11 protein-coding genes and 1 pseudogene are annotated in these 11810 nt (G+C 32.8%); 5 read left to right on the forward strand and 7 right to left on the reverse strand.

The genetic code is table 11. The features are described from left to right. Nucleotides 1-28: 28 nt before the first annotated feature. Nucleotides 29-616, reverse strand: coding sequence for a MarC family protein (locus ABD935_RS04620; RefSeq protein ID WP_345190474.1), 588 nt, complete (start codon nucleotides 614-616; stop codon nucleotides 29-31). A 336-nt stretch (nucleotides 617-952) separates the two neighbouring features. On the opposite strand from ABD935_RS04620, the gene ABD935_RS04625 reads away from it, so the two are divergent. The 3 genes from ABD935_RS04625 to ABD935_RS04640 all read left to right on the forward strand — a co-directional run bounded on the left by ABD935_RS04625 (nucleotide 953) and on the right by ABD935_RS04640 (nucleotide 5081). Then, a complete protein-coding gene (locus tag ABD935_RS04625) occupies nucleotides 953-1516 on the forward strand; it encodes a DUF3109 family protein (RefSeq protein WP_345190475.1) in 564 nt (187 codons plus the stop codon). A gap of 484 nt (nucleotides 1517-2000) precedes the next feature. Next, a complete protein-coding gene (locus ABD935_RS04635) occupies nucleotides 2001-3275 on the forward strand; it encodes a ribonucleotide-diphosphate reductase subunit beta (RefSeq protein ID WP_345190476.1) in 1275 nt (424 codons plus the stop codon). Between the two features lie 15 nt (nucleotides 3276-3290). Then, nucleotides 3291-5081, forward strand: coding sequence for a ribonucleoside-diphosphate reductase subunit alpha (locus tag ABD935_RS04640; RefSeq protein WP_345190477.1), 1791 nt, complete (start codon nucleotides 3291-3293; stop codon nucleotides 5079-5081). 81 nt (nucleotides 5082-5162) lie between these two features. Here ABD935_RS04640 and ABD935_RS04645 read toward each other — a convergent pair. From ABD935_RS04645 to ABD935_RS04660, 4 genes and pseudogenes are all read right to left on the reverse strand, one after another. Then, nucleotides 5163-5432, reverse strand: a pseudogene (locus ABD935_RS04645) (transposase); the annotation flags it as partial. A 160-nt stretch (nucleotides 5433-5592) separates the two neighbouring features. Next, nucleotides 5593-5823 carry a hypothetical protein gene (locus ABD935_RS04650; RefSeq protein ID WP_345190478.1) on the reverse strand — a complete coding sequence of 77 codons (231 nt, stop codon included), beginning with the start codon at nucleotides 5821-5823 and terminating at the stop codon, nucleotides 5593-5595. A 301-nt stretch (nucleotides 5824-6124) separates the two neighbouring features. Next, on the reverse strand, nucleotides 6125-6415 hold the full coding sequence (locus ABD935_RS04655; protein ID WP_345190479.1) for a hypothetical protein: 291 nt from the start codon (nucleotides 6413-6415) through the stop codon (nucleotides 6125-6127). A 99-nt stretch (nucleotides 6416-6514) separates the two neighbouring features. Further along, a complete protein-coding gene (locus ABD935_RS04660) occupies nucleotides 6515-7750 on the reverse strand; it encodes a 3-deoxy-D-manno-octulosonic acid transferase (RefSeq protein ID WP_345190480.1) in 1236 nt (411 codons plus the stop codon). 158 nt (nucleotides 7751-7908) lie between these two features. Here ABD935_RS04660 and ABD935_RS04665 point away from each other — a divergent pair, with 158 nt between their 5' ends. Both ABD935_RS04665 and galE read left to right on the forward strand, forming a co-directional pair. Continuing rightward, a complete protein-coding gene (locus tag ABD935_RS04665; RefSeq protein ID WP_345190481.1) occupies nucleotides 7909-9063 on the forward strand; it encodes a DegT/DnrJ/EryC1/StrS family aminotransferase in 1155 nt (384 codons plus the stop codon). Continuing rightward, nucleotides 9056-10081 carry a UDP-glucose 4-epimerase GalE gene (gene galE, locus ABD935_RS04670; RefSeq protein WP_345190483.1) on the forward strand — a complete coding sequence of 342 codons (1026 nt, stop codon included), beginning with the start codon at nucleotides 9056-9058 and terminating at the stop codon, nucleotides 10079-10081. The genes ABD935_RS04665 and galE overlap by 8 nt, the downstream gene beginning before the upstream one ends. Before the next feature lie 93 nt (nucleotides 10082-10174). Here galE and lspA read toward each other — a convergent pair whose 3' ends face one another. After that, nucleotides 10175-10696, reverse strand: a complete 522-nt coding sequence (gene lspA / locus ABD935_RS04675; protein ID WP_345190484.1) for a signal peptidase II — start codon at nucleotides 10694-10696, stop codon at nucleotides 10175-10177. Continuing rightward, nucleotides 10693-11589, reverse strand: coding sequence for an ACP S-malonyltransferase (gene fabD, locus ABD935_RS04680; RefSeq protein ID WP_345190485.1), 897 nt, complete (start codon nucleotides 11587-11589; stop codon nucleotides 10693-10695). The genes lspA and fabD overlap by 4 nt, the downstream gene beginning before the upstream one ends. Nucleotides 11590-11810 lie beyond the last annotated feature (221 nt).

Below are 11810 nucleotides of genomic sequence, written 5' to 3' on the forward strand. Positions count from 1 at the left end.
TTGGTTAAACGTCTACATGTTATGGACTTTAAGCAATGTCAAACAAGGCCTTTATGTTATGAGCAAATAGTTTTACAGCAATGGCTAATAAAATAACGCCAAACACCTTGCGTACAATATTGATGCCGTTTGCTCCTAAAAAACGCTCAATTTTAGACGATGTTTTAAGTACTATGTAAATAATGACAACATTCATTAAAACAGCGACTATAATATTTTCTGTACTAAACTCAGCTCTTAACGATAGTAAAGTTGTTAAGCTGCCAGGTCCAGCAATTAAAGGAAATGCTAAAGGAAACACGGCAGTTGTCATAGATGCGTTTTCATCTTGTTTGTAAAGGGTAATTCCTAGAATCATTTCTAAAGCTATAAAAAACAAAATAAAGGCGCCTGCAACGGCAAACGAATTTACGTCAATGCCAATAAGATTCAAGATGCTTTTTCCTAAAAACAAAAATACAATCAAAATGACCCCAGCAATTATAGCCGCTTTTTCGCTTTGAATGTGACCAGCCTTTTTTCTTAAATCAATAACAATTGGAATATTACCAACAATATCTATCACGGCAAATAGCACCATGAAGGCAGTGAATATTTCTTTGAAATTTAGTTGCATACCTTAATTTTTAAATTTAAAAATTCTCATAAATATGGAAATCTAAAAAAATATTTCATTTTGATTTCAATGTATTCTTGAATTTTCCGCAAAAATATAGCATTAATATCTAATTGTCTTAAAATTTTCAATCAAAGTTTATCTATTTTTGCACGAGTCTATTTAATAGTTTGTGATTAAAATTTTTATAGATCATTTTTGATGCTGTATACGGCGAAATTTTGAAGCATAGTATTGGCTATGGTTCAAAATTTTAACGAAATAATGCGCAAAAACGGGTGTAAAAAAATAATTGACAAATTATTATATAGGTTCTAACTATTTAAAATACGGATTATGTTCCAATTAGGAAAAACTATAGTCTCTGAAGATATTATAGAAAAAGATTTTTTGTGTAACCTGTCGGCATGCAAAGGCGCATGTTGTATTGATGGTGATGCCGGTGCGCCATTAGAAGCTGATGAAGCAGGAATTCTTAAAGAAATATATCCTAAGGTGAAACCTTTTTTACGTCAAGAAGGTATAGATGTTATTGAATCTCAAGGAACTTATATTACAACAGAGGATGGAGAGTTAGAGACCCCACTGATTAACGGAGCAGATTGTGCTTATGTTATTTTTGACGAGAAAAAAGTAGCGCTTTGTGCTATTGAGGAAGCATATAATCAAGGCGAGGTGTCATGGAAAAAACCAGTATCCTGCCATTTATATCCTGTCCGAGTTCAAGATTACAGTGAGTTTTCTGCAGTAAATTATCATAAATGGCAAATTTGTGATGATGCATGTGCCCTGGGCAAAGAATTACAAATTCCTATCTACAAATTTGTAAAAGAAGCCCTCGTACGTAAATTTGGTGAAGATTGGTACGCCGAATTAGAAAAGGTTGCAGAAACTTTTTAACACCTCAAAATTTATTTAAAAAAAACCTGTAAAAAGCTATATAAACAAAGGGTTTGTGCTTCAGAAACCTAACTTTTTTTTGTAAACAATTCGAAATTTAAAATTTAATAAATAATTGATAATCAATTGTTTGAATGTTTTTTTATGTAAACTTCAGAGTTTGTAGGGGTTTTGTTGTTTGTTAAAAACTTGTTGAAAACGTTTCAGATTTTTTTTATAATGTATCAATCATTTTACAATCTTTGTGTTGCTGAAATTGAAGCAAATTATAGTTAATTTTTTTAAATCCATCAAATTCTCATGTCTCAAGCAATTGAACCCTTCCTTCAAGAAGATAAAAATCGTTTTGTTGTTTTTTCTATTAAACAGAATAATATTTGGGAAGGATTAAAAAAGCTAGAGGTTAGTAATTAGCTTGCTGAGTAAATTTCGAAAACCATTAATATTCTATTGACTAATTAATCCTTTTAAATTAAATTTTTTTATGGAGATTACCCAAATAATAAAAAGAGATTACGAAACAAGCCCTTTTGTTTTAAATAAAATTTCTAATGCTATTGAGAAAGCAATGCTTTCAGTTGGAAACGGCACTAAAGAAGATGCAAACACAATCTCTGTAAATGTTTTACAAGCATTATTAGAAAGAAAAGCAAAAGATCACAACTATTTGCCTACCGTAGAAGAAGTGCAAGATCTTGTAGAGGAAACATTAATGGTAAGCTCTTTTCCTAGTGTTGCAAAAGCCTACATATTATACAGAGACGAACAGGCTAGAAGTAGAAAAACAAATATTTTTGAAAAGCGTATTAACTTAAAACCTTACGAATATCCTGCGCTTAATGACTATGTAGATGCTATTAGACATTCGTATTGGATCCATTCGGAATTTAATTTCACAAGTGATATTCAGGATTTTAAAACAAGATTGACCGTTGTAGAGCAAAACGCTATTAAAAATACCATGCTTGCTATTTCGCAAATTGAAGTTGCAGTAAAATCATTTTGGGGCGAGATTTATAATAAAATGCCAAAACCAGAAATAGGATCGGTAGGTGCAACGTTTGCGGAAAGTGAAGTGCGTCATCACGATGCCTATTCACATTTATTAGAAATTTTAGGTCTTAATAATGAATTTAAGAACCTAAAAAAGAAGCCAGTAATAATGAGACGTGTTCATTATTTAGAAACCGCTTTAAAGAATGCAAAAAGTGAGGATAACAAAGAGTATGCAGAATCTATTTTATTGTTTTCTCTTTTTATAGAGCACGTATCTTTATTCTCACAGTTTTTAATAATTATGGCTTTCAACAAGCATAAAAATATGCTTAAAGGTGTTTCTAATGTTGTTGAAGCAACTTCGAAAGAGGAGCAGATTCATGGTGATTTTGGAATAGATATTATTAAAATTATAAAGGATGAAAACCCAACGTGGTTTGGTGAAGAACACAGTGCCATAGTAAGGGAATTATGTGAGGAAGCCTTTATATCTGAAAGTAAACTTGTCGATTGGATTTTTGAAGCTGGCGAATTAGAATTTTTACCAAAAGATGTTATTAATGAGTTTATAAAAAACAGATTTAATAATTCATTAGAAAGCATTGGCATCGAAAAAGTGTTTGATGTAAACGAAACGTTATTATTGAAAACCGAATGGTTTGACGATGAGATAATTGGAACAAAACATGGAGATTTCTTCGTGAAGCGTTCTGTAAATTACAGTAAAAGAACAAAAAGTATAACTAGCGACGACCTATTTTAAACCATGAGCAACAACATGAACTTAGACATTGACCAAAAAGTAAATTTAGAAACAACAAAAACTTCTAACCAAGATGAATTATTAAAAGCCAGAAAAGAAGCTATAAAAGAAGCTAAGGCAAATACACAACCAGAAATAAAATGGTTAACAGAACACAGTCGTCAATTTTTAGCATCCGGTTATCTTACAGAAGGCACTAATCCTGAAGAACGCATTAGAGAAATTGCAGAAAATGCAGAGGCAATTTTGAAAATTGATGGTTTTGCAGACAAATTTTATGGTTATATGGCAGAAGGCTATTACTCATTAGCATCTCCAGTATGGTCTAATTTTGGTAAAAAACGTGGCTTACCTATTAGTTGTTTCGGGTCGCATATTTCTGATGATATGGGAGATATCCTTTATACACAATCGGAAGTAGGAATGATGTCTAAATTAGGAGGTGGTACGTCTGGTTATTTTGGAAAACTTCGTCATAGAGGCGCTCCAGTAAAAAATAACGGAAAATCTTCTGGTGCTGTTCATATCATGCAGCTGTTTGAAAAAATGGTAGATGTAGTTAGTCAAGGCTCTGTGCGACGAGGTCGCTTTTCACCGTATTTACCAATTGAACATCAAGATATTAATGAGTTTTTAGAAATAGGAACAGAAGGAAATCCAATACAAGAGTTAACACATGGTGTTACTGTTGGTAATGAATGGATGGAAGAAATGATTGCTGGTGATGCCGATAAAAGAGCAATTTGGGCAAAAGTTTTACAACGTAGAGGAGAAATAGGGTATCCATATATATTCTTCAAAGACAACGCTAATAATAATGCGCCAGACGTGTATAAAGATGAAAATCATGAAATATACGCAAGTAATTTATGTTCTGAAATTATGTTGCCTACAAATGAGAAATGGTCTTTTGTATGCGTTCTGTCTTCAATAAACTTATTACATTACGATAAATGGAAAGATACTGATGCGGTTGAAACCATGGTGTACTTTTTAGATGCAGTTCTAGAAGAGTTTATTACTAAATTAGAAGCTTACAGAGATTCTTCAGATAGAGATGATAGAAAGACATTTATGTTTATGGAAAAAGCCTATACGTTCGCTAAAGAAAATAGAGCTTTAGGAATGGGAGCTTTAGGTTGGCACTCATTATTACAATCTAAAATGCTAGGTTTTGATAGTCAAGAAGCGTTTAATTTAAATAGTGAAATATTTAAAACGATTCAAGATAAATCAAATAAAGCATCTAAGGAATTAGCAGTATTGTTTGGTGAGCCAGAAGTATTAAAAGGCTATGGAAGACGTAATACAACGTTAAACGCAGTAGCGCCAACAACATCTTCGGCTTTTATTTTAGGACAAGTATCTCAAGGTATTGAGCCAATTTGGTCTAATAGTTATGTTAAGGATATTGCGAAAATTAAAACAACGATTAAGAATCCTTATTTATTAGAACTTTTAGAAGAGAAAGGTTTAAATACACCTGAAATTTGGAGAAGTATTCGTGATTATGATGGTTCTGTTCAACATATAGAAGGTCTTACAGATCATGAAAAAGATGTGTTTAAAACCTATTCTGAAATTGATCAAATGACTATTATTTATCAAGCAGCCAACAGACAAAATCATATAGATCAGGGGCAGTCCTTAAACATTATGGTACATCCAGATATGCCAGTTAAAGACATTAATAAGCTTTATGTTACCGCTTGGAAACTCGGGGTTAAATCATTGTATTACCAACACAGTATGAATGCAGCACAGAAGTTTAAGCAAAAGAAGGAATGTGCTAGTTGTGAAGGGTAGCAGAATTTAATTTGTGAACCACAAATAATATTGTTATTGGGTTTGTTCCCCCGAAAGGGGGATTTCCTAGATTGTGGCAAATTATCTTCTTTGTTTTACAATCTTAGTTATCAAAAGACTAAATAGGTTCTTGCCTTTGTTATTGAATTTGAATGCTATTTCATCTAAATAACTTTGTAAATGTTCAGGGCTTACCTGATGGTATTGACCAACAATGGCTCTTTTTATGGTTGTCCAGAAAGAATCCAATCTAGAAGTGTTGTATTTTCCAGATATCATTATATGTTTTGAATGGTTCAGCTTAACGTGTTTTGCGTGTGTCTTGTTAAGCATCCTGTAAGCCCCAAAACCATCGGTAACAACCTCCTAGAGGAGTCTATATGCTGGTCAAGTAGTGGTCTTATGGTCTTTGAGTCCGCTTTATCTATAACCATGACCTTTTTTCGTAAAATGACAGCATTTAAAACTTCTTACTTCAGTTATGCTGTTATGTTCTGAATTATAAAGAACTCTAATTATAAAAGTTAGGTTTATTCTTTTTAAGAAGTCTTGTTTCTATAATAGTTAATCTGTCTAATATGGATAAACATATTCTTTTTTCATTACAATTAGTAATGTCAAAGCTTTCGTAATATTCAAAATCTTCAAGTTCATCTTCACGCATTGAAGGTTTCAATGGTTGCATTCTAGAAATCGCTTCTTCTATTAAGGTCCTTAATTTAATTATTTGTTCGCTATTCATTTGCTGGTGTTATTTTTAAATATAATCGACTTTAGAATGTCGGGGCATATTTCTCTGAATGTCTCCAATTTTAAAACTCCTTACTTCAGTTATGGTGTTATACTCTGAATTATAAACAACCTTAACAAAGAAGTTATCTATGGCATAACAGTTAATGCGAATATTTTATAATCGAACCGTTAGGTACACTAAAGCCTTATCAAATTTTGAGGATGCTTTTCTTACATTTAAAATTTAAGTTTAATGTACAAAAAAACCACCTAATAGGTGGTTTTTTATAAATTTAAAATTTTAATCTTAATTAGTGACCAGCTTTTAATTTATCTGCTTCTTTTTTTACAGCATCAGCGGCATTGTCAACGGCATCACCTGCAGCATCTACTGCATCTCCTGCTGCATCAACAGCATTATCTACAGCGCTTTCAACAGCTTCGCCAGTTGCTTCTACAGCGTTTTCAACAGCGTCACCTGCTGCTTCAGTTGCGTTTTCAACAGCGTCTTCAATTGAATCTGCTTTTTTAGTATCTCTACAGGAAGTAAAAGATAAAGCCAGTGCTAATACAAGTGCAATACTTAAAAATGATTTTTTCATCGGTTTTTGTTTTAGTGTTAATTATTTATAGTCGAATGCCAATTTAATGACTTAATTATTAAAAATAAGAGTTTTTAAACAATTCTTAAAAGAAACACCCTATATGCGTAGGTAATCGAGTATTTGGATGACAGCACCCTTGTTTTTCTTGATATGCTCTAAGTTTTTAGACCCACATTTTAGCCTAAAGTCACTATTACTAATTAATTTGTTTAAAATTGAAGTGAAATCATTTTTTGTAGAAACAGAAAACAGGCCTCCATTGTCTATCAAAGCTTTGGCTTCAGGGAATTTATCATGATTAAAGCCAATAATAATTGGAACACCAAATACTGCAGGCTCTAAAATGTTATGTAAGCCTGTATTTCCCATGGCACCACCCACATAAGCAATATCGGCATAGCTGTAGATTTTTGAAAGTATCCCAATAGTATCTATAATAAAAACTTGATTATCAACTAGCTGTTTTGTGTCTTTTTCAGAAAATAGAATACTATTTCCAGTTATTTTTTCTTGAAAACTTTTTATCTGAGACGTTTTAATATTATGAGGTGCAACAATAAATTTTATGTCTTTTGATGATTCAGAATTAATGAAGTTAACAAACAAGGTTTCATCTTCAGGCCATGTACTGCCGGCAACAACACAGCATTTGTTGTTTTTAAAAGTCTCAATAAAATCTAAGGTATTGTCTAATTCTAGCTGACTATAAACACGATCAAAACGTGTGTCACCAGATACAGTAACACGATTATAATTTATAGAAAGTAATAAGTTTTTTGAAACTTCATTTTGAGTAAAAATGTGTTCAAAGGCAAACAACGCGTTTTTTAATTGCTTTCCATAGGATTTAAAATAAGGTTGATTTTTTCTGAAGTTTGCGGAAATTAATATGGCACGTAAGTTTCTTCGCTTTAATTCATTTAAAAAATTAGGCCAAATATCATACTTAACAAAAATGGTGAGTTCCGGATTTACACTGTCTAAAAAACGTTTTGCATTTTGTTTTGTGTCTAATGGTAGATAAATAACAAAATCTGCAATGGTCGAATTTTTACGAATTTCATAACCTGAGGGTGAAAAAAAGCTAAGTACAATTTTATGTTTTGCATAATGTTCTCTAAGTTTTTTGAAAACAGGTAAGCCTTGTTCATACTCACCTAAAGACGCACAATGAAACCATAATGTTTTGTCGCCTTTATTTAAATTATCTTCTAAAATTTTAAACGATTCTGCTCGTCCTTTTACTCCACTCTCTATTTTTTTGTTAAAATGCGACGCGCATTTTAACGCAAAATGTGTCAATTTAATGCCAATGTTATAAAGAAAACTCAATTTTGTTTGTTTGTTGCTAAAATACATTTCTTTGAAATAAAATCATTGCTTAGCGTTAACGAATTTCGTAATTTCGTAAACTAATATCCACAATGGATATGCATAAAAAAGGGTCTTTCTTGTTTTCTCAAAATAGAATGGGCTATAATTTTTTTTAGATGAATAAAATTCAAATGGTTGACCTTAAAGGTCAGTATAACGACATAAAGAATGTCGTTAATTCTTCTATTCAAGAGGTAATTGAAACAACAGCATTTATAAATGGACCTAAAGTTCATGATTTCCAAAAAAACCTTGAAAGTTATTTAGGTGTAAAACACGTTATTCCATGTGCAAATGGCACCGATGCCTTGCAAATAGCTATGATGGGATTAGGCTTAAAGACAGGAGATGAGGTTATTACTGCCGATTTTACTTTTGCTGCAACAGTAGAGGTTATTGCATTGCTTAATCTTACCCCTGTTTTAGTAGATGTTAATGTAGGTGATTTTAATATTGATATCGAAGCTATTAAAAAAGCGATTACTCCTAAAACTAAAGCTATTGTTCCTGTGCATTTATTTGGTCAGTGTGCCAATATGGAGGCTATTATGGAAATTGCAAAAGCAAATAATTTATATGTTATTGAAGATAATGCCCAGGCCATAGGAGCAAATTATACTTATAAGGACGGCACTAAAGTAAAAGCCGGAACCATTGGGGATGTTGGTGCAACTTCATTTTTTCCTTCTAAAAATTTAGGATGTTATGGCGATGGCGGCGCTATTTTTACAAATGATGATGATTTAGCCCATACTATTAGAGGTATTGTAAACCATGGCATGTATGAGCGTTATCATCATGATGTGGTTGGTGTGAATTCACGTTTAGATAGTATTCAAGCTGCGGTGTTAGATGCTAAATTACCAAAGTTGAATAGTTACAACAAAGCAAGGCAAACTGCTGCAAAAAAATATAATGAAGCCTTTAAGAACAACAATAATATTATTATACCTAAACTATCAAATGGATGTTTAGAAATTTGTGACACTTGCGATTGTCATGTATTCCACCAATATACATTAAGGGTAAAGGGTATTGATAGAGATGCTTTGGCGAAACATTTAAGTGAAAAAAATATTCCTTGTGGAGTGTATTATCCAATTCCGCTTCACAGACAAAAAGCATATGTAGATGCTAGGTATAATGAGGCTGATTTTGAAGTAACCAATCAATTGGTAAAAGATGTTATTTCATTACCGATGCACACAGAATTAGATGACGAACAAATAGAATATATTACATCAACAATTATAAAATTTATAAATGGATAAAATATTAGTTACTGGCGGATTAGGATTTATTGGATCGCACACGGTTGTAGAATTGCAAAATGAAGGTTATGAGGTCGTTATTATTGATGATTTATCAAACTCTTCAGAAAAGGTCTTAGATGGTATTACAGCTATAACAGGAAAGACTCCAATTTTTGAACGGTTAGATCTTAAAGAAAAAGATAAGGTTGAGTCCTTTTTTGCAAAACATAATGATGTAAAAGGTGTGATTCACTTTGCTGCAAGTAAAGCCGTTGGGGAAAGTGTTAAAGAACCTTTATTATATTACGAAAACAATATTAGTACATTAGTTTATATCCTTAAAGAACTTAGAAAATTGCCATCGGCAGGATTTATTTTTAGTTCATCTTGTACGGTTTACGGTCAAGCCGACGAATTGCCAATTACCGAAAATGCACCTGTAAAAGAAGCAGAGTCCCCTTATGGAAACACCAAACAAATAGGTGAGGAGATTATTAAAGATACCTGTAAAGTGTCTCCTAATTTAAAAGCTATTGCTTTGCGTTATTTCAACCCTATTGGAGCTCATGAGTCTGTTGAAATAGGTGAATTGCCAATAGGAGTACCACAAAATTTAGTGCCTTTTATTACGCAAACAGCCATTGGACTTCGTCAAGAATTATCTGTATTTGGAGATGATTATCCAACACCGGATGGCACTTGTATTCGTGATTATATTCATGTGGTAGATTTAGCAAAAGCACATGTTATTGCTTTAGGACGATTACTTAAAAATAAAAACAAAGACAATTACGAAACTTTTAATTTAGGTACAGGAAAAGGAAGTTCCGTTTTAGAAGTTATTAAATCTTTCGAAAAAGTTTCAGGGAAGACATTGAATTATAAAATTGTAGGCAGAAGAGAGGGAGATATTATTTCGGCGTATGCTGACACGAATAAAGCCAATGATGAACTAGGTTGGAAAACAAAGTTGTCGCTTGATGACGCTATGCGTTCTGCTTGGAAATGGGAGCAGAAAGTAAGAGCAACTAAGTAGTTTTACTTTGATGATTTATTGGAAAGGTTGCTATATTTTAGCAACCTTTTTTTTTATTTATACCAAACGGATTTATCTTCATAATTTTGAAGTTTAATTAGTACTAGTAGTTTCCTTTTTCTTGCTAAAACTAGCAATAACCAAAATGATCATCCCAGTAGTTACAGACATATCCGCCAGATTAAAAATGCCAGTCTTGAAAACACCTCCTAAATCTATAAATAAGAAATCGGTAACAGAGCCATAAACAATTCTATCATAAACATTAGCAATACCACCGCCAATAACACTGGCGAAAGCAAAAAGTGACCAATTATCTATGGTTTTGTCTTTTAAAATATGACGAAGCACAAATCCTAAAACAAGAATAGGTAAAATAAGTAATAAAATGATTCTTAGCGTAGGGTTTAAATCGCTGCCCATACCAAGAAAAGCTCCAGTGTTTTCAATATTCATCATAACGAAAGCATCGCCAATTAAAGGAATACGTTCACTAGGGGTCATGTCCGTTCTACCAACTATGTTTGCTCTAACTAGTATTTTTGAAATCTGATCGGCTGCAATAGTTGAAATAATAACTAAAAAGATGTAGACGGAGCGTTTTGATAACTTCATTTAGTGTTGGTGTCTAAAGTTGCAGAAACAGTTTCAGCGTCTCTATTAATCTTTTTTACTAAGCCTTGTAAAACTTTCCCAGGACCAACTTCTGTAAATAAGGTAGCACCATCAGCAATCATTTGTTGTACAGACTGCGTCCAACGAACAGGAGCAGTAAGTTGCGAGATTAAATTTGCTTTTATTTCAGATTCATTAATAACAGCGTTAGCCGTTACATTTTGGTAAATGGGGCAGTTGGGTTTACTAAATGTTGTGTTTTCAATAGCTGCAGCTAATTCTTCGCGTGCTGGTTCCATTAAAGGCGAATGAAATGCACCGCCAACGGGTAAAACTAATGCGCGACGAGCGCCTTCTTCTTTTAATGCTTCACAAGCTTTATTAATGGCTTCAATTTCGCCCGAAATTACTAATTGCCCTGGGCAGTTATAGTTTGCTGCTACTACAATGCCATCAGTCGTAGCACATATTTTTTCTACAATATCATCATCTAGGCCTAAAACAGCAGCCATAGTACTTGGTTGTAATTCGCAAGCTTTTTGCATAGCGATGGCACGCTGGGAAACTAACTTTAGCCCATCTTCAAAAGTCAAAGCACCATTGGCAACTAAAGCAGAAAACTCTCCAAGAGAGTGTCCGGCAACCATATCTGGTTTAAAACTGCTGCCTAATGTTTTGGCTAAAATAACGGAGTGTAAAAATATTGCGGGTTGTGTAACTTTAGTTTCTTTTAGGTCTTCAGCGGTACCTTTAAACATGGTATCAGTAATATTGAAACCTAAAATATCATTGGCTTGTTCAAATAATTCTTGAGCCAAAGGTGAGTTTTCGTAAAGGTCTAAACCCATTCCTGAGAATTGTGCGCCTTGTCCTGGAAATATGTATGCTTTCATGTTAGTTAGTTTTTTTGATGTCGCAAAAATAGGAATTTTATAAGACTTTAATCATTAGAAGAATTAATTGTTATACAACAGGGCACAGAACCGCAGAGTTTCTTCAGAGTGTTATCTGCTAAAACTGAATCGAGAATTTTTATTATAGAAATAGGAAAATGATTTATTACAGATTTTCCAGTAAAATTCTCAGTGAAATATTCTTTTTATTCTCAATCCTT

It is taken from the genome of Algibacter agarivorans, from assembly GCF_039543245.1.
Classification (GTDB): domain Bacteria; phylum Bacteroidota; class Bacteroidia; order Flavobacteriales; family Flavobacteriaceae; genus Algibacter_G; species Algibacter_G agarivorans.